Consider the following 23,043-nt stretch of genomic DNA (forward strand, 5'->3'; position numbering starts at 1 on the left):
TTAGCCGCCCACTCCCCCGAACAAGCCGGTCTCGATGATGTCACCCCACGTGATCACCACCACCATCCCCAATAACAGGATCAGGCCGAATGTCAGGCTCATCTCCTGCACTTTTTCGGGCAGTTCCTTGCCCATCACCGCCTCATAAGCATGAAAGACAAGGTGTCCGCCATCCAGCACAGGCAGTGGCAACAGGTTGAAAAAGCCCACACCGACCGAAATAGCCGCGCAGATGCTGAGAAGCATCCAGAACAATTGTTCCACACGCTGGGCCCTTGTCAGCTCCGGCTGGCTCCACACCTTGTTGACGACACGGCGGGAAATATCGCCAATGCCGACCGGGCCCGTCATGGCATTGAACGACATCTTGCCGGTCACGATTCGCGACAGCATGGTTACGGTCCGGTCCAGTGTCGCGCCCGTTTCAACAACGCCCGCGCCCAGTGCCTCAAGCGGATTATATTTCGTCCGTTCGCCCATCGCGATGCCGGCCAGCATGATCCCTGCCGTGCTCTGGGGCACCATCTGGCCAAACTCGTTTTCCCGCACTACTTCGTTCGGCGTCACCTTGACGCTCAGCGCCTCGCCGTCACGCAACACGTCAAACGTCATTTCCTTGTTGGGATTGAGCAGGATCGGTATCGTCACGGTCTGTGCGTCGGTCACCGGCTTGCCGTTCACGGCAACGAAAACATCGCCTGCAGTCAGGCCGCCCCGCTCTGCAGGAGACCCTTCAACGACGCCCGCAACACCCACGGAATAATTCGCCTTGCCGTGTACACCCAGGATCAGCGCAAAAATCAGGCTGGCCAGGACAAAATTCGCAACCGGCCCGGCAACGCTGACAAGCGACCGCTGCCAGACGGCGAGATCCTTGTAGGCCTTGCCCTGCGGGCCCTGTTCGATCTTGCCGACATCACCGGCAAGCTGGCTCTCGCCGACAAATTTCACGAAACCGCCGAGGGGAATCCAGTTGATGCGCCAGCGCGTTCCGACGCGGTCCTTGCGCTCGTACAGGGGTTTGCCGAAACCGACCGAGAATGATTCCACGGCTGCGCCATAGAAGCGGCCCACAAGGTAGTGACCCAATTCATGCACGATCACGACAATGCCCATCATGAAGATGAGGCATGCAATGAATAGCGGACCTTGGCTCAGAACCTGACCCAAACGACTTACCCTCCTGCCCGGCGCGGGGCCTTCTTCAGCAACTCGGCCGCCATTTCGCGTCCGAACCGGTCCAGATAAGCTATTTCCTCCAGCGTGTCACAGGCCATTGCGGCCATGTCACCAGATGAAAAGCGACTCAATACTTCGTCTACGGCCCAGCTTATGTCCAGAAAACCGCATTGGCCCGCAATAAATGCAGATACTGCAGCTTCATTAGCGCAATTTAATACGGTTGTGCCAGCCGAACCCAGCGCGATCGCGCGACGCGCGAGTTCGATCGCCGGAAAGCGCGTCGCGTCGACGTCCGCAAAGTCCAGCCGCCCAAGGGCGGCGAGATCCAGCCGGGCCACATTCGTCGCCACCCGGTCAGGCCAGCCCAGCGCATAGGCAATCGGGGCGCGCATATCCGGCGCGCTCAATTGCGCGATCACCGACCCGTCATTGAAGTGGGCCATGCCGTGAATGATCGACTGCGGATGCACCAGCACATCGATCCGCTCAGCCGGGACATCGAACAGATAGGCCGCCTCGATGAACTCAAGCGCCTTGTTCATCAGGGTCGCGCTATCGATGGAATTCTTGATGCCCATGTCCCAATTGGGATGCGCGGCCGCTTCTGCCGGCGTCGCCCCCGCCATCTGCGCCAGCGTTGCCGTCCTGAAGGGGCCACCGGAGGCCGTAATTGTCAGTTTTTCAAGCGATCTGCCGTCACCCAGGGCCTGAAATATCCCGCTATGCTCGGAATCGACCGGCAGGACGCGCGCCCCGGTCCTCGCCGCTTCTGACAGGATCAGCTTGCCGCCACAGACGATGCTTTCCTTGTTGGCAATGGCCACGTCCGTTCCTTGACGAACGGCTGCCAGCGTTGATGACAGCCCCGCAGCGCCCACAATGGCCGCCAGGACGCGGTCACAGGGCCGGGTGGCCGCCTCGGTCACCGCTTCGGGCCCGCCTGCCGTCTCGATCCCGGTGCCCTCAAGTCGCTGCCTCAGGTCAGCCAGCCGGGATTCATCGGCGATGACGGCAATCTGCGGCCTGAAAGCAATGGCTTGTCGGGCGAGGGCTTCAGAATCGCTGCCGGCGGCGAGCGCGACGATTTCAAATGGCGTGTCCCCCGCCGCATTGGCCTGCGCGACGACATCGAGTGCAGACGTGCCAATGGAACCGGTGGAGCCCATGATCGAGATACGACGAACGGTCATGACTCAGAACCCGAGCGCGCCTGAAAGGCCCGGAATGAAGAACAGGGCCAGCGAGCCGAAAATGCCGACGGCCCCAAGCCCGTCCACGCGGTCCAGAACGCCGCCATGGCCCGGCAACAGGTTGCCGGCATCCTTGACCTTAAAGCGCCGTTTCAGGCCGCTCTCAAACAGGTCACCGCACTGCGCAACAACGGAAATCGCAATGCCCGTTGCGATCCAGACCGGAAACGACGCCATTTCGATGTCCGCCCCGGCAAGTCCGCACAGGGCGCACGCGGTCACGGCGCCCAGTGCGCCGCTCCATGTCTTGTTTGGGCTTTCGCTTGGCAGCAGGCGGGGACCACCGATCCCGCGCCCCGTGAAATAGGCTGCCGCGTCGGAGACCCAGACAAATGACATGAAAAACAGGGCTGCGGCCCGGCCATCCCATGGGCCTTCACGCAGGAAAAACAGGCTGGAGGCCATCGCCGTGACGTAGAACAGGCCAAATGCCGCGGTCCAGCGCACACGCAGGCCACCAACTGCCGTCATCGCACAGAAGGCCAGGCCAGCAACAATGATGAGCGTGCTGAGCCAGAGCATCCCGAGCGGCAGCGTGACGCAGAATGCGGCAGTGGCCAGCGCCATGGCCCGGCCATGCGGATAGGCGCTGATCTGGCTCCATTCCAGGGCCATCGCGCCTGCAAACACGGCGCAACCGATTGCCAGCCACCAGCTGCCGGCCCAGACCATTCCAACGGCAACCGGGATCAGGACAATAGCCGATATCAGCCGAAGTCCGAGTTCCGAGAAGCGCTGGTCGCGCGGCGTCCAGTCTCCCATTACACGGCCCCTGGCAGAACGGCGCCGAACCGGCGCTCGCGCTCTCTGTATTTGGCCAAGGCGTCTTCCAGGCACGCCTGGTCAAAGTCCGGCCAGAGGACGTCCAGGAAGATCAGTTCCGAATAGGCGCACTGCCAGAGAAGGAAATTGCTGAGCCGGTATTCACCGCTTGTGCGGATCAGAAGGTCGGGGTCGGGCATGCCATCAGTATCCAAGAAGGCGCCAAACGCCGCCTCGGTCACCTCCTCCGCCTTCATCCGGCCCTCGGCCACCGCCTCGGCCACGCCGCGCGCCGCCCGGGCAATCTCTTCACGGCCGCCGTAATTGAACGCAATCGTCAGGAAGAACGTATCATTGGCAGCAGTCTCCCGCTCGGCCTTGTCGACCAGCGCGGCGACGTCTGCGGGCAGGCCGTCCCGCAGGCCGATGATCCGGACCCGAACACCTTCCTCTTTCAGGCGCGACAGGTCGCGCTGCACATAGGCCTTCAACAGGCTGAACAGCGCATTCACTTCAGCCGCCGGGCGCCGCCAGTTCTCCGTCGAGAATGAAAATACGGTGAGATAGCGGATGCCCAGATTGCCTGCAGCCTCTACCGTGCGCCTCAGCGCCTCGACGCCCCGCTCATGCCCGGCAGCGCGCGGCAAGCCCCGCGCCTTGGCCCAGCGGCCATTGCCATCCATGATGATCGCGACATGCGAAAGTCCCGGCTGCTGCCCCGACACAACATTTGTGACATCAGAGGCGGAAGCAGCAGACATCAGACTTGCATGATCTCCGCTTCTTTGGCTTTCAGGGCCTCGTCGATGCGGCCAACGAACGCATCAGTCAGTTTCTGAACTTCGTCGGACAGGCCATGCAGCTTGTCTTCGCTGATTTCGCCGTCTTTTTCCATCTTCTTCAGGCTGTCCATGCCATCACGGCGGATGTTGCGTACGGCCACCTTGGCAGCTTCGGCATATTTGCCGGCGATCTTTGTCAGCTCCACGCGGCGCTCTTCATTCAGCGGCGGGATCGGGATGCGCAGGGTCTGCCCGTCCATGATCGGATTCAGGCCAAGACCGGATTCGCGTATCGCCCGGTCGGTCGCGCCGACGACGGTCTTGTCCCAGACATTGACCGACAGCATACGCATGTCCGTCACCGAAACGGAAGCAACCTGCGACAGGGGAACGGTCGATCCGTAGGCCGGAACCTGAATCGCATCGAGCAAGTTCACAGACGCGCGGCCGGTACGCAGGCCGCTGAATTCCGTGGAAAGCGACGCCAGCGCGCCCTCCATCCGGCGCTCAAGATCTTTCTTGCTATAGGTCATTTCGCGACCCCTCCCTTGTTGGAAATTGTGGTTGAGGTGCCCCGTCCGTGCAACACGTTCAGCAGCGACCCTTCCTCCTTCAGGGAGAAGACCACAATCGGAATATTGTTGTCACGCATCAGGCTGACCGCCGACGAGTCCATGACGCGGAGGTCCTTTACCAGCAGCTCCTGATAGGCAATCTCGTCATAGCGCATGGCGGTCTTGTCGAGCTTTGGATCGGCCGTGTAAACGCCGTCGACCTGGGTGCCCTTGAGCAGAGCGTCGCAATTCATCTCGATGGCGCGCAGCGCAGCGCCGGTATCGGTCGTGAAAAATGGATTGCCGATGCCGGCAGCGAAGATCACCACGCGCCCTTTTTCCATGTGGCGCTGCGCCCGGCGACGAATATAGGGTTCGCAAATCTGGTCCATCGCGATGGCAGACTGGACCCGGGTCGGCACACCCTGGCTTTCCAGGACACTCTGCATCGCCAGCGCATTCATCACGGTCGCAAGCATGCCCATACTGTCGGCCTGCGCGCGTTCCATGCCCTTGGCGGCGCCCGCCATGCCCCGGAAGATGTTCCCGCCACCGATCACAAGGCATATTTCCGCGCCGGCAGCGCGCGCATTCGCAATCGCGCGGGCAAACTGTTCAACGGTGGGTATGTCGATGCCGAACTGACCGGGGCCCATCAGGGCCTCGCCTGACAGTTTCAGGAGCACGCGCTGGTATTTCAGCGGGCTCGTCTCCGGATTCTCGCCTGGCATAGCTTTCTCCGTCAGTTGAAGCCCTGAAGAGAGCTCCTAAAAGATTCCCGGCTGCCTGTCATGGGCAGCCGGGATGTTTAAGGCCTCAGGACGGGCCAATGGCAAGCCTGTTCAGCTGCCTTTTGTCAGGGAAGCCACTTCATCCGCGAAGTTATCCGCAGCTTTTTCGATGCCTTCACCCAGCTTGAAGTGAACGAAACCGTTCAGCGTCGCGCCCTCGCCCTTTAGATATTCCGCAACCGTCTGGTCAGGGTTCATCACGAATGGCTGCTCCAGCAGGACAACCTCCTTGAAGAACTTCTGCATGCGACCCTTGATCATGCCTTCAATGATATTGTCAGGCTTGCCGCTTTCGCGGGCCTGTTCAGTCAGGACGCGCTTTTCGGTCTCGACCAGGTTCGGATCAAGCTCGGCCGTGGTGGCGGCAGCTGGCGAGGTCGCAGCGATGTGCATGGCGACCTTGCGGCCGATGTCTTCCAGATCACCGGAACCCGACAGCGCGACCAGCACGCCAACCTTGCCCATGCCAGCCGTTTCGGCGTTATGGATATAGGAAGCCACCTTGTCAGCCGACACTTTCGCCGAACGGCGCAGCGTCATGTTCTCGCCGATCGTGGCGATCATGCGCTTGATCATGTCGTCAACCGTGCCGTTGCCGTCTGGCGCAGGCGCAGCTGCAACAGCTTCAACCGATCCATCAGTACCAAGCGCCGCTTCCGTGATGCCGGCGAGGGCCTTCTGGAAGCCTTCGTTACGCGCCACGAAATCCGTTTCAGCGTTCAGCTCGACAATCGCTCCCGACTTTCCGTCAGCCGACACCTGAACAGCCACGAGGCCGTCAGCAGCGGTACGTCCGGATTTCTTGGCGGCTTTGGACAGGCCTTTGGCGCGGAGCCACTCGATGGCGGCGTCTTCGTCACCATCGTTCTCGACGAGTGCCTTTTTCGCATCCATCATGCCTGCACCGGTCTTCTCGCGCAGTTGCTTGACGAGCGCAGCAGTAATCTGGGCCATTGCGGTTATCCTTCAGTGTAAAAGTTCAATACCGGGGCGATCAGGCGCCCGTTGCATCTTCCTTGGTTGCGCCATCGGCTGCAGCGACATCCGCCTCAACCATGCCTTCGAGATCTTCGAGCTCACCGAGATCCACGCCAAGCCCCGCAGTCGATTCTGCAAGGCCATCGAGGACCGCATCAGCGAACAGGTTGCAGTAGAGCGAAATCGCGCGCGCCGCATCATCGTTACCGGCAAAACCGTAATCGGCGTCGGCCGGATCACAATTCGTATCAAGCACCGCAATGACGGGAATGCCCAGCTTCCGGGCTTCCATGACAGCGATGGCTTCCTTGTTCGTGTCGATGACGATCATTGCAGCCGGCAGGCCGCCCATGTCAGCGATACCGCCCAGTGCGCGCTGCAGCTTGTCGCGGCGGCGCTGCAGGTCGAGCAGTTCTTTCTTGGTGAGGCCTTCGCCGCCACCCGATTCAAACATCGCGTTCAGCTCTTTCAGCTGCTTGATCGACTTGGACACCGTCGTCCAGTTGGTCAGCGTGCCGCCGAGCCAGCGGTGGTTCATGTAATATTGTGCGCAGCGCTGTGCAGCTTCTGCAACAGGATCAGACGCCTGGCGCTTGGTGCCGACGAACAGGACGCGGCCACCCTTGGCAACCGAGTCGCGCACGAAAACGAGCGCCTGGTGCAGGGCCGGGACGGTCTGGGACAGGTCCATGATGTGGATGCCGGAACGCTCGCCGTAGATGTACGGCTTCATGCGGGGATTCCAGCGGTGGGTCTGGTGACCGAAGTGTACGCCAGCCTCAAGCAGCTCACGCATTGTGAAGTCAGGTAGTGCCATCTTTTTTCTCCATCCGGTTAGCCTTCGCAGGTGGAACGTTGGGCCAAAAGGCTTTCCGCACCGGATGCACCCGCGAAATGGTTTCAGGAAAGGCGGCTTATACAGAATTCCGCCGGGTCGGCAAGCTGCCGGGATCGCCTTTTGTCAGGCGGCTTTCATCGGTTCAACCCGCTCCACGCCGGGCGCATCCTTCAGCGCCCTCTGGGCCTTCAGCCCGATCGTGTAATTGTCGGCCAGACGCAGGATCACGGTTCGGCCATCCTCGAGTGGCATTTCGATCAGGATCGCGCCGCGCTCATGGTCCTGCAGGCGCCCCAGATGGCTGACAATGCCTGCGATATCATCTGTGTTGGCCCCGACCGCCAGGCGCACCTTGAGCGCCCCCATTGATTTGGAAAGGCGGGCCGATTCCAGCTGCACGATCCGCTCCGCGTTCAGCTTGATCTCGTCGCCCGTGCGCTTGACCCCGACAGTAATGGCCACGGCATTGCCCACCTGCAGCAGGTCATAGCTCTGCTGCAGTGTTTCCGGGAACACCATCATCTCGACCTCGCCAGTCGGGTCTGACAGCGTGAGGAAGGCGAACTTGCCGCCATTGCGCGCGGGTTTCTCGTTGCGCATCCGCACCACGCCGATCAGCTCCAGCGGCTTGCCGTCGCTGGCGCGTTCCTCGATCTCGATTGCGAGCGTCACCCGCTCCCGGTCAATGCCCTCCAGCACGTCGTCGAGCGGATGACCCGAGAAGTAGAAGCCAATCGACTTGAATTCCTCGTCCAGCTTCTGCTGCCCGTTCCAGACCTTGCACGTCGGCAACGCCGGCCGCAGCGCCGGCTCGGCCTCCCCGAACAGGCCGCCCTGCCCGCCCTGCCGGTCCTCAGCTGACTTGTTCGCCATCTGCGCGAGCATTGGCGCCGCTGCCAGCACTTTCGCGCGGTTGGCATCCAGGCCATCCAGCGCGCCTGACTTGGCCAGCGATTCGAAGGCCTTCTTGTTGATCTGGCGCGGATCGACGCGCTCGGCAAAATCGTAGAGGTCTGAAAACTGTCCGTCGCGCTCGCGCAGCGCCACGACATGGCGCATCGCCTCCAGCCCGACCCCCTTCAGCGCCCCCAGCGCATATACAACCGCGCCGTCACGCACATCGAAATCGGCTGTGGATATGTTCACATCAGGCGCCAGAACCGGAATCCTGAGCCGCCGCGCCTCCTGGAAGAAGGCGGCCAGCTTGTCAGTATTGCCGAGATCAAGGCTCATCGACGCGGCAAGGAACTCCACCGGGAAGTGGCATTTCAGGTAACCCGTCTGGTAACCGATCAGCGCGTAGGCAGCCGCGTGGGACTTGTTGAAACCATAGCCTGCGAACTTCTCCATCGTATCGAAGATCTCGTTGGCGAGCGGCTCGTCCATCTGCTTGGTCGCGGCCGCCCCTTCAACGAAACGCTTGCGCTGGGCGATCATCTCTTCAAGCTTTTTCTTACCCATCGCCCGGCGCAACAAGTCGGCCTCGCCCAGCGAATAGCCCGCGATCTCCTGCGCCATCCGCATGACCTGCTCCTGGTAGACAGGCACGCCATAGGTGGCCTCCAGGACGGGCTTCAGGTCAGGGTGCGCATATTGCACGCCGCCCGGATTCTCCTTGCCCTGCACGTAGACTGGAATGTTCTCCATCGGCCCCGGCCGGTAGAGCGAGATGATGGCGATCACGTCCTCGATATTGTTCGGACGAACCTTGCGCAGCGTGTCCCGCATGCCGGCGCCTTCCAGCTGGAACACGCCGAGCGTGTCGCCGCTTGCCATCAGGTCATAGGTCGCCTTGTCGTCCAGCCCTTCCCATTCGGGCCCGACGTCGCGTCCGCTGCGCCGAATAAGCTTCAGGGCGCGGTCGATGACCGTCAGGGTCTTGAGACCGAGGAAGTCAAACTTCACGAGGCCCGCCATCTCGGCGTATTTCATGTTGAACTGGGAGGCCGGCAGGTCGGCGCGCGGATCATTGTAGAGCGGCGCAATCTCGACCAGCGGGCGATCGCCAATCACCACGCCAGCAGCATGCGTGCCCGCATTCCGGTAGAGGCCTTCCAGCGCCAGCGCGATCTTGATCAGTTCGCCAACACGGGGGTCTGCCTCGATTTCCTCGTCGAACTTCGGTTCGTCGTCGATGGCTTCCTGCAATTTGGGCGGCTTGGCAGGGTTGAACGGGATCAATTTCGCCAGCCGGTCGACCTGGAAATACGGCATCTGCATGACACGGCCGACGTCGCGCACCACAGCCTTGGCCTGCAGCGTACCGAACGTGATGATCATGGCAACGCTGTCGGCGCCGTACTTGTCGCGGACATAGCGGATCACCTCGCCGCGGCGCTCCTGGCAGAAGTCGATATCGAAGTCTGGCATCGACACGCGTTCCGGGTTCAGGAAGCGTTCGAACAGAAGGTCAAAGCGCAGCGGGTCCAGGTCCGTAATCAGCAATGACCATGCCACAAGCGAGCCAGCGCCGGAGCCCCGCCCCGGGCCAACAGGAATATCCTGCTCTTTCGCCCACTTGATGAAGTCCGACACGATCAGGAAGTAGCCGGGAAACCCCATGCGCTCGATCACGCCGAGTTCATAGTCGAGCCGTTCAAAATAGGTCTCGCGCTCCGCATAAAGCTTGCTGGCAGCCGTGAGGCGGCCTGTCAGGCCTTCGGTGGCCTGCAGCCGCAACTCCTCGATCTCGGACCGCCCTTCACTACTGAAAGAGGGCAGGATCGGATCACGCGTCACCGACCGGACCGAACAGCGCCGGGCGATTTCCGACGTATTGGCAAGGGCTTCTGGCAGGTCTGCGAACAGTTCCGCCATTTCCGCCTGCGTTTTCAGGTATTGAGACGGACTGACCCGCCTGCGGTCTTCCTGGCCAAGGTATTCCCCGTTTGCGATACACATCAGCGCGTCATGCGCCGTTGCGTCGGAGGGCTTCATGAACCGGGCATCATGCGTCGCCACGAGCGGCAAATCGAGTTCGTAAGCCAGATCAATCAGACCAGCCTCAGTGGCGGTCTCGTCCGACGTTCCATGGCGCGTTATCTCCACATAGCATCGCCCCGGATAGGCGCTGGCCAGTGTCGACAATTCGGTGCGCGCATCAGCGACACGGCCTTTGAGCAGGTGGCGCGCGACCTCCCCTTCGGCGCCGCCAGTCAACAGGATCAGGCCATCGGTCTTGTCCAGAAGCAGGTCGCGATGCAGCTTGGGCACGCCGTCATCGGCGTCGAGATAGGCCCGCGACGACAACAGCATCAGCCGCTGGTAACCTGTTTCGTCCTGCGCGTAGAGTGTCAGGCGGGTCGGTTCGCTGCGATGGGCGCCATCGGTGACATCGAAGCAGCAGGCCATGATCGGCTGGATTCCCGCCTCGGCCATGGTGAGCGAGACTTCGAGCGCGCCGAACAAATTGTTCCGGTCCGTCACTGCCACGGCGGGCATGCCATGTTCCAGCAGCCAGCCCTTTAGGCCCTTGGGCGTGATCATGCTTTCCAGCAGCGAATAGCTCGACCGCACGGCCAGATGGATGAATGGCGACTCAGACAATGCTCGTTCTCCTGCGGGGAGAATACCCTGCCGCCCCGGCTGGTGCCAGACCACCCGTCAGTTGCGGCCTTCCACAGCTTATTCCGCTGTGTAATCGACCAGTTGGCCGTCTTTCAGGGTCAGGACACGGTCCATGTGCTGCGTCAGGGAGAAATTGTGGGTCGCCACAAGCACCGCCGCGCCTTCATTGCGCACCATCTTGATGAGCGTCGCAAAAACGCGTTCGGTGGTCACCGGGTCGAGGTTTCCGGTTGGCTCATCTGCGATGACCAGGCGTGGATCATTCGCCAGTGCCCGCGCGATCGCCACACGCTGCTGTTCGCCGCCCGACATCTGGCCCGGCTGGTGGTGTCCCCTGTCAGCCAGTCCCATAACGTCGAGCAGTTCGGTCGCTTTGGCCCGGGCTGCCTTCTTTTTCACGCCAGCTATCATCAGCGGCATGGCGATATTGTCCTCTGCGTTGAACTCCGGCAGCAAATGGTGGAACTGGTAGACAAAGCCGATCTTCGCGCGGCGGATGGCGGTGCGGCCCTTGTCGTCCAGCGACAGGCAATCAATGCCGTCAAGCATCACCTTGCCCGCCTCCGGCCGCTCCAGCAGGCCGGCCGTATGCAGCAGGGTTGACTTGCCGGACCCTGAAGGCCCCACAAGCCCCACCAGCTCACCGGCATTGAGACGCAGGTCCGTCCCCTTGAGCACGGGCAGTTCGCCGGCAGCGGTACGGTAGGTCCGGTTGATGCCAATCAGTTCGAGAACAGGGCCGCTCATTATTCAAACCTCAAGGCGCTGACCGGATCCTGGCGGGAGGCCCACCAGGCCGGAATGAGCGACACGCCCATCGACATGAACAGGGCATAAAGTCCGGTCTGGATCACTTCCTTCCAGTCGAGGATCGCCGGAAGGCCTTCAAGGCCATAGGTCTCGGCGTCGAACACTTCGCCCTGCACGAACAGGTTGATGAAAGCTTCGACCGTGTCGATGTTCATCACGACCAGCACGCCAACCAGCACGCCCAGCAAGGCTCCCAGCGTTCCAAGCACCGTCCCGACCAGCAGGAATACCCGGAGCACACCGTTTCGCCCCAGCCCGATCGTGCGCAGGATCGCAATATCCCGCGACTTGTTCTTCACCAGCATCACGACGCCGACAATGATGTTCAGGGTCGCAATCGCCATGATCACCATGACCAGCAGGCGCACCATGGTCCGCTCCACCTGCAACGCGTTGAGATAGCTTTGCCGCTGACTTTTCCAGTCGAATGTGTAGAGCGCATTGCCTGTAGCGGCAGCAATCGCGGTCATCGCTTCGTGCGTTTTCTCTGGGTCCTTCAGGCGGATGTCCAGCATGCTGTAATGCCCCTTGGACTGGAACAGGATCTGTGCCTGCTCCATCGGCATGAAGACGTACAGACTGTCCAGCTCGACACTGCCCGTCTTGAAAATATCCCCGACAGTGTAGGACTTGCTTCGCGGCGTCCCCCCCATCGGTCCCGCCGTCTGCTGCGAGGTGACGATCTCCACCTTGTCACCCGGTCGAACGCCCAGCCCCTCCCGGCCGGCCGCCAGGAAGGCGCCGAGCATGACGACATTGCCGCCATTCCTGCCTTCGCCAAACCCAGCCGCAATCGCCGACTGCCCGCCATCCTTCAGGAAGGGCAGCGTCGCAAGATCTTCCGTGCGGATGGCACGAACGGCAGCGCCGGTCTTACGGCCGTTCGCGGTGATCAGGACGTATTCCTCGATGTAGGGCGTCACGCTCGACACTCCGTTCACGGTGCGGATCGTATCGGCCAGCGCATTGGCTTCATCTTCTGTATAACTGCTGACGACACCGTAGACATGCGGTTGCCCGCCCAGCAGCGCGTCCAGCAAGGTCGCCCGGAACCCGCTCATCACTGACATGGTGATGATCAGGGCCGCCACGGCGAAGAAAATGCCGACAAAGGAAATGATCGAAATGAGCGATGCGCCGCCATGCTCGCGCTTGGCGCGCAGGTAGCGCCAGGCCAGCGTCCGCTCCAGCTTGCCGAACGGCGCGGCGACATGCCCGAGTTCCCTCATTTGGGTGTCACTTTCGTTAGCGCATCAGCGAATGGCATTTCGGTCTTTTCGCCCGTCTTGCGGTTCTTGACCTCGACAACGCCATTCTCGACCCCGCGCGGCCCGATCACGATTTGCCATGGCAGGCCGATCAGGTCCATGCGGGCAAACTTGCCGCCGGCGCGCTCATCAGTATCGTCGTACAGCACGTCGATTCCGGCCTCAGTCAGCGCCGCATAGGCATCAGCGCAGGCCGCGTCGCAGGCGTCATCGCCCACCCGCATATTGATCAGCCCGACATGCCACGGCGCCACGGATTCCGGCCAGACGATGCCGCTCTCGTCATGACAGGCCTCAATGATGCCACCGACAAGACGGGACACGCCAATGCCATAGCTGCCCATCTGGACAGGCACCATCTGGCCATCAGCTGACTGGACCACCGCATTCATCGGCACCGAATACTTGGTTCCGAAGTTGAAAATATGGCCAACTTCAATACCGCGTGCCGAGACTTGCCGCTCGGCCGGAATGGCGGCGAATGCGGCCTCGTCATGCATTTCTTCAGTCGCCGCATAGTATTGCGTGCGTTTTTCGACCTCGGCGTTCAGGTCAGCCTCGAAATCGATATCCAGTCCTGGCGCAGGCAGGTCCAGCAGCATCCTGTCGCAGAAGACTGCGCTTTCGCCCGTATCGGCGAGGATGATGAATTCGTGGCTCATGTCACCGCCAATCGGGCCGGTGTCGGCCTGCATGGGAATGGCGGTCAGACCCATCCGGTCGAACGCATTGAGGTAGGCACAGAACATCTTGCGATAGGAAACGCGCGCATCCTCGTCCGTAAGGTCGAAGGAATAGGCATCCTTCATCAGGAATTCGCGGCCGCGCATCACGCCGAAACGCGGACGCACTTCATCGCGGAACTTCCACTGCTGGTGATACAGGTTCAGCGGCAGCTGCTTGTAACTTTTGACATAGGTGCGGAACACATCGGTGATCAGCTCCTCATTGGTTGGGCCGTACAGCATGTCACGATCATGCCGGTCCGTGATGCGCAGCATTTCCTTGCCATAGTCATCATACCGGCCGGACTCGCGCCATAAGTCGGCCTGCTGCAGGGTTGGCATCAGCATCTCGATCGCGCCGGCGCGGTTCATTTCCTCGCGCACGATCTGCTCGATCTTCTTCAGCACGATAAAGCCCATCGGCAGCCAGGAATAAATGCCCGCACCATTCTGGCGGATCATGCCGGTGCGCAGCATCAGCTTGTGCGAAGCAATGGCCGCATCTGCCGGTGCGTCCTTGGTTACCGGCAGAAAAAATCTGGAAAGACGCATGGATTCCCCGCTATCGCTGATACTGGCGCCCAACTAGCCGCAGCCGCCCCTAGTTCGCAAGGAGTAGCGGCACAACCCATGCGGCAATTGCGGTCAGTATGACGGCACCAATCGTCGCCCAAACCGCTTTCTTGAGCAGCATCGGATGGGAGGGGGCGCCTTCTTCCGTGCCGGGTGTCGGCTCGCCGTCCTCGAACTGGCCGCGCACACCGATTGGCAGCACCGCAAAGAAGCTGACCCACCAGACCATGACGAATACGACAATTGTGCCGCCGATTGTCATCAGTGGGCGCCCTTGGGTGTTTCCATGAGTTCGATCAGGACACCATTGGAATTCTTGGGGTGGACGAAAATGATCATCGTGCCATGCGCCCCGATGCGTGGCTTGCCCAGGACCGTCGCTCCGCGCCTGCCCATCTCGTCGACAGCCTGATCGATGTCATCAACCTCGAAACAGACGTGATGCTGGCCACCTTTCGGGTTCTTCGCGATGAAATTGGCAATTGGCGATTCGGCGTTCAGCGGCTCGATCAGTTCGATCTGCGCATTTGGCAGGTTCACGAAGCAGACCTTCACGCCCTGCTCGGGCATGTCGAACGGGGTCGTGATATCCGTGGCATTGTAAAGGTTGCGATAGGTGTCGCACGCCTCTTCAATATCCGGAACGGCGATGCCGACATGGTTCAGCGGGCCAAGTTTGAATTCGCTCATCTCAGGTCAACTCCTCAATACCGTCACGTCTATCATGGGGCGGCGCCCAAATGTCGCCTCACAGGCCTTGCGCAAGGCGCGGCCGACTTCGCGTTCAACCATTTCATCATCCAGGCGGTTCTTGCGCTTCATCTTTGTCACAGCTGCGTCTGCCGCTTCGTCCAGCTCATCAAGGCTTTCATCAGCCAGCCTGCCGTCGGCTTCCGAAAAGCCGCGCACCACCACGACCGGGCCATCAATCACATCGCCCGCCTCGTCGATGACGACACTGGCGAGCACGACACCATTCTCCGACAGCTTGCGTCGTTCGTTCAGGCCCTGCGCGCCTTCCGGAACCAGAAATTTGCCATCGAGCAGAAGCCGGCCTGCCGGGACGAGGTCAATGATCTCGGCATCGCCCGGCGCCAGGCGCACAAGGCTGCCATTGCGCGGGGCAATCGTTTGCGGCACCTGCAATGTCTTGGCGTAGGCGGCGTGCTCCATGATGTGTCGGCGCTCGCCGTGCACGGGCACGGCAATCTTCGGGCGCACCCATTGGTACATGCGCTGCAATTCGCCTCGGCAAGGGTGACCTGAAACGTGTATCGGGGCCTTGATCATGCGCGGCGTAATCACCCGGACACCCTGGTCGGCTAACGCGTTCTGCATGGCGAAGATTTCGCGCTCATTGCCGGGAATGATCCGCGACGAGAAAATCACGCAGTCGCCTTCTCCCAGCGAGACGTTGCGATGGTCGTGCCGGGCAATCCGCGCCAGGGCCGCACGGGACTCACCCTGACTGCCGGTGCAAAGATACAGGATGTTTTCGGCCGGCAGGTCCTTGGCGTCAGATTCGTCCACGAATTCGATATTGCGCGACAGGATGCCCACCGACTTCGCCGCATCCGTGATGCGATGCATGCTGCGCCCGACAAGGCAAACGCTGCGCCCTGCATGCTCGGCGGCCTCAATGATCGACTTAACGCGCGCGACATTGGATGCGAAGGTTGTGACTGCGACGGCCTGCTTCTGCTCGCCGATCAGGTCGATCAGGCCCTGTTTGACGCTCTCTTCCGATCCCGCCTCACCTTCTTCGAAGACGTTCGTGGAGTCGCACACCATGGCGAGCACGCCCCGGTCGCCCAGCGCGGTGAGACCCTTGATGTCTGTCGGCCCGCCAATTTGCGGCTCAGGGTCGATCTTCCAGTCACCCGTATGAAGAATGATGCCGGCTGGCGTCTCGATGGCGAGGGCGTTGGGCTCGGGAATGGAATGGGTCAGCGTGACATAGGTCACCGAGAACGGTCCCGCCTGAACCTTGCCGCCCAGTGCGACCGGCTTCAGCCAACGTGGGTCGACACCCCGTTCAAGCATTTTCGAGCGCACCAGTTCAGTCGTAAAGGGCGTCGCATAGATCGGGGCCTTGGTCTTGAGACGCGGATAGAGCAGTCCGACGGCGCCGATATGGTCTTCGTGGGCATGGGTCAGGAAGATCGCGTCAATGTGCTCGCCCACGAGATATTCGGGATCGGCACAAATCAGGTCGATCCCCGGCGTATCGAGCCCGCCGAAAGTCACGCCGACATCAACCAGAATCCATCTGCGCGCATGGGGCGGCCCATACCCGTAGGCATTCAGGTTCATGCCGATTTCCTCGCAACCCCCGAGTGGCAGGAAAACGAGTTCGTCGGTAAGGTGTGCTGAATCGGCCATAAGGTCCTATTTGTTACGTTTGTAGATTTCGAGAAGGCCCGCGATGAGAATATCCGGGTCATAGTGGTCAATGGTTTCGCTGGCACCCTCGAACAGGGAGGCAACACCGCCGGTGGCGACCACTTTCATGGGCTTTCCATACTCGGCCTTGATCCTGCGCACCAGCCCGTCAATCAGGTCAATATAGCCCCAGAACACACCCGACTGCATGGCGCTGATCGTGTCCTGGCCAATAACCTGGCTCGGCCGCTGGATCGCGATACGCGGCAACTGGGCCGCCGCATCATGCAGCGCGCTGACCGAAAGGTTGATTCCGGGCGAGATGATACCGCCCTCAAAGCCGCCATCCGCCGCTACGATGTCGAATGTCGTGGCTGTGCCGCTATCAATGACGATCAGGTTGCCGGGATAGGAAACATGCGCGCCCAGCGCGCTGACAATACGGTCCGCGCCGACCTGTTCAGGCCGGTGAATGCGAATTTCAACGCCCGTCTTCAGCTTCGCGTCACCAATGAACATTGGCTCGACATTGAGATAACGCCGCGCGAGGTTGCGAAAGTTGAACACGGCCTGCGGCACCACGGTGGAAATCACGCAGCCGTTAATCTGGCCGAGGTCCATACCGTGCATATCGGCCAGCCGCCACAACCAGGCTGCGTGGTCATCAGCCGTCTTGCGCGCTTCCGTGGCGCTGCGCCACTGCACCACCCAGTCTGTACCGTCATGAACAGCAAACAGGGTATTTGTGTTACCGACGTCTATCGCAAGCAGCATGGCCCTCAAGCTCTCCCTATCAGATCAACATCTCCGGCCCTTATGGTCTGCCGTGAGCCATCGGGCAATCTGAGGACAAGGCCGCCAGACATGTCCATATCCTCGAATACACCCTCAACCGGTGCGCCGGACGTGGTGACGCGAACAGTCCCGCCCAGGCCCTCAGCGCGGTCCAGCCAGTCTTTTCGCAATCCGTCAAAGCCTTGTCGGGCCTGAAGCAGCCGCTCGGCAAACGCCTTGCGCAAGGCTTCCAGCGCCATATCTGCCGTGACAGCCGAATCCTTTCGCAGCGTTGCAATGCTTGTCGCAGGCTGACCCGCACCATCCGGCACATGCAAGACGTTGATGCCGATACCAGCCGCGACCCAGGTGTCTGCCCCCGATCCACCGGTCTCGATAAGGATGCCCGAGAGTTTGGCGCGATTGATGCGCACATCGTTCGGCCATTTCAAGCGCACATCGGCCTCTGGCGCGAACAGCAATGCCACGTCGTTGACGGCAAGCGCCGATGCAAACGGCATCCGGGACGCGACCACCAATCCGCCGGGCTCCCGGAACAGGGCTGTCGAAAACAGGTTTCCAGCCGGAGATATCCAGTTCTTCTGCAATCGGCCCCGCCCGGCCGACTGTGACTCGGCGACCAGCCAGCTATCGGCGAACCGGCCTGCCGAGACGCGCCGCTTGGCTTCACTGTTCGTGCTGTCCGTCGCTCCGAGTTGGTAGACGGGCCAGGCCAGACTCAAGAGGCCAGCCCCAACGCAGCTCCATTGGCCCAGTCAGCCAGCTGGCTGATGAAGACGAGGAACAGGATGCCAGCAACAAAGGCGGAAATCAGCACCGTGAGCGTGACCGATCCATCTATCGGTTCGAAACGCTCTTTCGGCTCATCAAACCACATGATCTTCACGATCCGCAGATAATAGCCAAGCGACACGACCGACGCGATGACAAGGATGATCGCCAGAGGCAGCAGGCCCGCATTGATGCCCGCATTGAACACTTCCCATTTGCCGAAAAACCCGCCAAAGGGCGGCAAGCCAGCGATTGAGAAGATCAGGATCGACAAGGCGATCGCGAGCCATGGGCGGGTGCTCATCAGTCCGCCAAGTTCATCAATGCTTTCAACCATCCCGCCGCGACGGCGCATCGCCAGAACGCCGGCAAAGAGCCCGAGTGATGAAATCACGTAAAGCGTCATGAAGATCAGCAAGGCCCCTGCCCCGCTCGCCTCTCCGGCCGCGACAGCAACGAGTGCATAGCCGACATTGGCGATGGATGAGTATCCGAGCAGGCGCTTGATGTTGGTCTGCGTCAGAGCGCCGAACGATCCGATCAGCATCGATAGGCCGGCAATGATCGCGATGATCAATTGCCAATCGTCCATGACGCTTCCGAACGCCGTAAACATCACGTTCGCAAACACGACCATGGATGCCATTTTAGGCGCCGAGGCGAAGAAAGCACCCACAGGGGTCGGAGCGCCTTCATAGACGTCCGGCGTCCAGACGTGCATCGGAGCCGCTGACACCTTGAACGCCAGTCCCACAATCATCAGGACCATGCCGAACATCAGGCCAATCGAAGGGGCCGCGCTGGAAATGCCCGCATAATTGGTCGTGCCTGCAAAGCCGTAAACGAGCGATGCGCCGTACAGAAGCATGCCTGACGCCAGCGCGCCGAGGACAAAATATTTCAGCCCCGCTTCAGACGACCGCGCTGAGTCACGGTGAAACGCTGCCAGAACGTAAGACGACAGGCTGAGCGTCTCGATGCCCATATAGAGGGTCATCAGGTCCGCGGCGGACAGGATGATGCCCATGCCCAGGCTGGCAAAAATTGTCAGCAGAACATACTCATACCGGATCGTGTCATGCCGTCTCAGGAACCCTTCAGACATGACCAGGGCAAAACCACCCACAGTGAAGCTCACAAATTTGGCAAAGTTCACGAACGTGTTGGTTTGCACGAGACCGCCAAAGGCCTCACCCCCCTGATAGAAGAGCAGGGAAAGCGCCGCAGCCACGAACAACACGAGCGCGCCAAACTTGAACGAGAGACCATTGAACCGGTCTTTCAACAGCGCGCCGAGCAACACGCCGACAAGGCCAGCGGCTGCCAGCCAAAGCTCCGGACCGATCGCTAGGATCATGGCAGTATAGTCGAGCATGGGCCGTCAGCCTCCGACCATCAGGGACAGGACACGATTGGTCGCCCCTTCAGTAATGTGAAAAATCAGGTTCGGCGCGATACCAAACAGAATGGTGAGCAATGCCAGCGGCACGATGCAGACCAGTTCGATGAGATTCATGTCGCGGATGTCGTTGAGCTTGGGGTTCGTGACTTCACCAAAAACAGTCCGGCGGTACAGGGTCAGCATATAGACTGCCGAGAAAATCACGCCAAGTGCCGCGCCTGCAGCCGCCCAGGTCGAAGCCTGGAAACCGCCGACCATAGTCAGGATCTCGCCGACAAATCCGCTTGTGCCCGGTAAACCGACATTCGCCATGGTGAACAGCATGAACAGCGTCGCATAGACGGGCATACGGTTTACCAGCCCGCCATAGGCTGAGATTTCGCGCGTATGCATCCGGTCGTAGACGACCCCGACAATGAGGAATAGCGCGCCCGAGATCAGACCGTGGCTCAACATCTGGAAGATCGCGCCTTGCACGCCCGTTTCGTTGAACGAAAAGATGCCTAGCGTCACGAAGCCCATATGCGCAACAGACGAATACGCGATGAGCTTCTTCATGTCCGTCTGGCGCCATGCCACCAGGGACGTGTAGACGATGGCGATCACGGCGAGCACAAACATTGCTGGCTGGAACAGCTGGCTTGCGTCCGGAAACATGGGCAGCGAGAATCGCAGGAACCCATAGCCGCCCATTTTCAGCAATACGCCGGCAAGGATGACCGAGCCGGCTGTCGGTGCCTGAACGTGCGCGTCAGGTAACCAGGTGTGCACCGGCCACATGGGCAGTTTCACGGCAAAGGACGCCGCGAATGCCAGCCATAGCCATATCTGGATTTCAGGCGAGAAGGCATACTTCTCGAGGATTTCAATGTCCGAAGAACCCGCAGCCTGGAACATGTAGACGACCGCGACCAGCATCAGAAGCGAACCCAGAAGCGTATAGAGGAAGAATTTGAAAGCTGCGTAGATCTTTTCCTTGCCGCCCCAGATGCCGATAATGAGGAACATCGGGATCAGGCCTGCTTCGAAGAAGAGATAGAAAAGAACGATGTCGAGCGCAGCGAACACGCCGAGCATGAACGTTTCCAGCACGAGAAACGCAACGACGTACTCGGTCACCCGCGTGTGAATCGAGTTCCAGCTCGCCAGCAGACAGATCGGCGTGAGGAAGGTCGTCAGCAGGATGAGAGGCATCGACAGGCCGTCCACACCGAGCTTGTACGTGATCGCGCCGTACCAGGCATACTGCTCAACCAGCTGGTAACCCGTCGCCGTTGCATCAAACGTCAGGAACGCGGCGACGGATGCCACGAATGTCGCACAGGAAATGATCAGGCCTGCAAGCAAGGCCGCGCGGCTGTCCTTGCCGGCCTCTTCCTTGCTGAAGCTGCCCGCCGTGGCGGTCCGCACACCCATGATGATGAGCGCGCCGATCAGCGGCAGCAGGACAACTGCCGAAAGAATGGGAAACCCGCCCATCAGTTTACTCCTCCGGCCCGCAGCCACATGATGGCGCCGAAGACCAGCGCAGCACCAATGATCACGAACGCATAATGATACAGGTAGCCCGTGTGCATGGCAGACAGGCGCCGCGCACTCCAGCGGGTCACCGACGTGACGCCGTCAGGCCCCACGCCATCAATGATTTTCTTGTCGGCTTTCCAGAACATGTCTCCCAGCAATGCCGAGCCCTTGATGAGGGTCGCATTGTAGAGTTCGTCGAAATACCATTTGTTCGAGAACAGTGAGTGAAGTGGCCCGCCACTGTCGGCGATGCGCTTCCCGAACCCGCGATTGAAGAAATAGGTCATGGTTGCGATAAGGAAACCCGCCACCGTGACCGCGAGCGGCGCCCAGAGGACCCATTCGGGCACATTGTGACGATCATGCAGAACGTGGTTTTCCGCTGCGGAATAGATCGACCCGCCCCAGAACGCGCTTTCCTCATGTCCGATAAACCAGTCGTAAAAATAGAAACCGGCAAACATGGCGCCCAGGCTGAGCAGTCCGAGCGGAATCAGCATCGCCGCCGGGCTCTCATGCGGCTCATGCGCATGCGTGTCGTGATCATGCGCATGGTCGTCAGAGGCAGCGTGCCCGTGATCGTCGACATGATCCTGGGCTGAAGCCCTCGGGCCGTGGAAGGTCATATAGATCAGGCGCCAGGAATAGAAGCTGGTGAGCAGCGCGGCGACAATTCCGAACCAGAATGCAACCTGGCCGAACATCACGTGATGCTCACCTGCAGCAAACGCGCTTTCGAGAACGGCATCCTTGGAGAAGAATCCCGAGAAGCCGATGAGCGTGTGCGGAATGCCAAGACCGATAATGGCAATCGTGCCAATCATCATCGCGGCATAGGTCAGCGGCATGTATTTCGCGAGGCCTCCCATGCGTCGCATGTCCTGCTCGTGATGCATGCCGTGAATAACCGAGCCTGCACCGAGGAAGAGCAGCGCCTTGAAGAAGGCGTGCGTGAAGAGGTGGAACATGGCTGCTTCATATGCGCCGACGCCGGCAGCAAAGAACATGTAGCCTAGCTGCGAACAGGTCGAATAGGCGATTACGCGTTTGATGTCGTTCTGCGCCATGCCAACCGTGGCGGCATACAAGGCAGTGACTGCACCGATAATCGTGACCATGCCTGCCGCATAGAGCGTGTGCTCATAGAGAGGCGACATCAGGCAGACCAGGTAGACCCCTGCCGTCACCATAGTGGCCGCATGGATCAGGGCCGAAACGGGCGTCGGGCCCTCCATGGCATCCGGCAACCAGACGTGAAGGAAGAACTGCGCTGACTTGCCCATTGCACCGATGAAAAGGAGGATGCCGATGAGTTCCAGCGCATAGACGCGCTGGCCAAGGAATTCGATGATCGCTTCCTGTGCGGGCGCGGCTTCTCCAAAAGCCAGCGGCGTAACAATGGCATTCTCGCGTATGGCGGACAGAACCGGCTCGAACTCGACTGAGCCGAACACCAGGAACACGGCCATGATGCCAAGCGCCAGACCAAAATCACCGACGCGATTGGTCACGAACGCCTTGATCGAGGCATCGTTTGGCGCCTTCTTCGTGTACCAGAAGCCGATCAGCAGATACGATGCGAGGCCGACGCCTTCCCAGCCGAAGAACAGCTGGAGGAAATTGTCTGCCACAACGAGCGACAGCATCGCGAATGTGAAAAACGAGAGATAGGCGAAGAAACGCGACCGGTGCGGATCCTCGCTCATGTACCCCCATGAATAGAGATGAACGAGACCCGAGACGCCGGTGATCACGGCCATCATGACAATGGAAAGCGTGTCGATCCGGATCGCCCAATTGGCCTGGAAGTCTCCGACATTGATCCACGGCATCAGCGTAATGACATGCGCGCCATTGGCCGCAACCGATTCAGCTGCGTGGCCTAGTTCTTCCCCATGTGTCTCAGCTCCGCCAATCCCCGCGGCGTAAGCAAACAACTGGAACAGCGAAAGCGCACCGGCCAGGAGAACGGTTCCTGTCGTCAGGACCATCACGGGTCCGTCGCCGATCTGCTTGTGCACCAGCCCCGTCAGGGCGACGATGCCGGGCGCAAGCACGATGAAGAGTATGAAAATGTCCGGCAACATCA

Annotated in this window: 20 protein-coding genes; all 20 read right to left on the reverse strand. The window is 60.5% G+C overall.

Going from position 1 to position 23,043, the window contains the following annotated elements:
- Entirely contained in the window at window positions 1-1,119 is a 1,119-nt protein-coding gene (locus ACQ66M_RS00085; RefSeq protein ID WP_430401233.1) for a M50 family metallopeptidase, read from the reverse strand.
- A gap of 56 nt (window positions 1,120-1,175) precedes the next feature.
- Entirely contained in the window at window positions 1,176-2,372 is a 1,197-nt protein-coding gene (gene dxr / locus ACQ66M_RS00090) for a 1-deoxy-D-xylulose-5-phosphate reductoisomerase (RefSeq protein ID WP_350172468.1), read from the reverse strand.
- Window positions 2,373-2,375: 3 nt separating this feature from the next.
- Window positions 2,376-3,194, reverse strand: coding sequence for a phosphatidate cytidylyltransferase (locus ACQ66M_RS00095; RefSeq protein WP_350172470.1), 819 nt, complete (start codon window positions 3,192-3,194; stop codon window positions 2,376-2,378).
- Window positions 3,194-3,955, reverse strand: a complete 762-nt coding sequence (locus tag ACQ66M_RS00100; protein WP_350172472.1) for an isoprenyl transferase — start codon at window positions 3,953-3,955, stop codon at window positions 3,194-3,196. Before ACQ66M_RS00100 ends, ACQ66M_RS00095 begins: the two co-directional genes overlap by 1 nt.
- The gene (gene frr / locus ACQ66M_RS00105) at window positions 3,955-4,509 is read right to left on the reverse strand and encodes a ribosome recycling factor (RefSeq protein WP_350172474.1); all 555 of its coding nucleotides are present in this window, start codon (window positions 4,507-4,509) and stop codon (window positions 3,955-3,957) included. The genes ACQ66M_RS00100 and frr overlap by 1 nt, the downstream gene beginning before the upstream one ends.
- A complete protein-coding gene (gene pyrH / locus ACQ66M_RS00110; protein WP_350172476.1) occupies window positions 4,506-5,261 on the reverse strand; it encodes a UMP kinase in 756 nt (251 codons plus the stop codon). The genes frr and pyrH overlap by 4 nt, the downstream gene beginning before the upstream one ends.
- Before the next feature lie 111 nt (window positions 5,262-5,372).
- Entirely contained in the window at window positions 5,373-6,275 is a 903-nt protein-coding gene (gene tsf / locus ACQ66M_RS00115; protein WP_350172478.1) for a translation elongation factor Ts, read from the reverse strand.
- A 40-nt stretch (window positions 6,276-6,315) separates the two neighbouring features.
- Entirely contained in the window at window positions 6,316-7,116 is an 801-nt protein-coding gene (rpsB, locus tag ACQ66M_RS00120) for a 30S ribosomal protein S2 (protein ID WP_350172480.1), read from the reverse strand.
- Window positions 7,117-7,260: 144 nt separating this feature from the next.
- Window positions 7,261-10,683, reverse strand: coding sequence for a DNA polymerase III subunit alpha (dnaE, locus tag ACQ66M_RS00125; RefSeq protein WP_430401235.1), 3,423 nt, complete (start codon window positions 10,681-10,683; stop codon window positions 7,261-7,263).
- A 78-nt stretch (window positions 10,684-10,761) separates the two neighbouring features.
- On the reverse strand, window positions 10,762-11,451 hold the full coding sequence (locus tag ACQ66M_RS00130; RefSeq protein ID WP_350172484.1) for an ABC transporter ATP-binding protein: 690 nt from the start codon (window positions 11,449-11,451) through the stop codon (window positions 10,762-10,764).
- Window positions 11,451-12,743 (reverse strand): ABC transporter permease, encoded by a 1,293-nt coding sequence (locus ACQ66M_RS00135; RefSeq protein WP_350172486.1) that lies wholly within the window; start codon window positions 12,741-12,743, stop codon window positions 11,451-11,453. Before ACQ66M_RS00135 ends, ACQ66M_RS00130 begins: the two co-directional genes overlap by 1 nt.
- Window positions 12,740-14,059, reverse strand: coding sequence for a proline--tRNA ligase (gene proS / locus ACQ66M_RS00140; protein WP_350172488.1), 1,320 nt, complete (start codon window positions 14,057-14,059; stop codon window positions 12,740-12,742). The genes ACQ66M_RS00135 and proS overlap by 4 nt, the downstream gene beginning before the upstream one ends.
- A gap of 49 nt (window positions 14,060-14,108) precedes the next feature.
- A complete protein-coding gene (locus ACQ66M_RS00145) occupies window positions 14,109-14,342 on the reverse strand; it encodes a DUF1467 family protein (RefSeq protein WP_350172490.1) in 234 nt (77 codons plus the stop codon).
- The gene (gene mce, locus ACQ66M_RS00150) at window positions 14,342-14,770 is read right to left on the reverse strand and encodes a methylmalonyl-CoA epimerase (RefSeq protein ID WP_350172492.1); all 429 of its coding nucleotides are present in this window, start codon (window positions 14,768-14,770) and stop codon (window positions 14,342-14,344) included. Before mce ends, ACQ66M_RS00145 begins: the two co-directional genes overlap by 1 nt.
- Before the next feature lie 6 nt (window positions 14,771-14,776).
- Window positions 14,777-16,462, reverse strand: a complete 1,686-nt coding sequence (locus ACQ66M_RS00155) for a ribonuclease J (RefSeq protein ID WP_350172494.1) — start codon at window positions 16,460-16,462, stop codon at window positions 14,777-14,779.
- A 6-nt stretch (window positions 16,463-16,468) separates the two neighbouring features.
- A complete protein-coding gene (locus ACQ66M_RS00160; RefSeq protein ID WP_350172496.1) occupies window positions 16,469-17,236 on the reverse strand; it encodes a type III pantothenate kinase in 768 nt (255 codons plus the stop codon).
- A 5-nt stretch (window positions 17,237-17,241) separates the two neighbouring features.
- On the reverse strand, window positions 17,242-17,979 hold the full coding sequence (locus ACQ66M_RS00165; protein WP_430401237.1) for a biotin--[acetyl-CoA-carboxylase] ligase: 738 nt from the start codon (window positions 17,977-17,979) through the stop codon (window positions 17,242-17,244).
- Window positions 17,976-19,403, reverse strand: a complete 1,428-nt coding sequence (nuoN, locus tag ACQ66M_RS00170; RefSeq protein WP_350172500.1) for an NADH-quinone oxidoreductase subunit NuoN — start codon at window positions 19,401-19,403, stop codon at window positions 17,976-17,978. The genes ACQ66M_RS00165 and nuoN overlap by 4 nt, the downstream gene beginning before the upstream one ends.
- A gap of 6 nt (window positions 19,404-19,409) precedes the next feature.
- Window positions 19,410-20,909: an NADH-quinone oxidoreductase subunit M gene (locus ACQ66M_RS00175; RefSeq protein ID WP_430401239.1), complete on the reverse strand. Its 1,500-nt coding sequence runs from the start codon at window positions 20,907-20,909 to the stop codon at window positions 19,410-19,412.
- On the reverse strand, window positions 20,909-23,041 hold the full coding sequence (nuoL, locus tag ACQ66M_RS00180; RefSeq protein WP_430401241.1) for an NADH-quinone oxidoreductase subunit L: 2,133 nt from the start codon (window positions 23,039-23,041) through the stop codon (window positions 20,909-20,911). The genes ACQ66M_RS00175 and nuoL overlap by 1 nt, the downstream gene beginning before the upstream one ends.
- Window positions 23,042-23,043 lie beyond the last annotated feature (2 nt).

The sequence above is a fragment of the Hyphomonas sp. genome (assembly GCF_965284475.1).
In the GTDB taxonomy this organism is placed as follows: Bacteria; Pseudomonadota; Alphaproteobacteria; order Caulobacterales; family Hyphomonadaceae; genus Hyphomonas.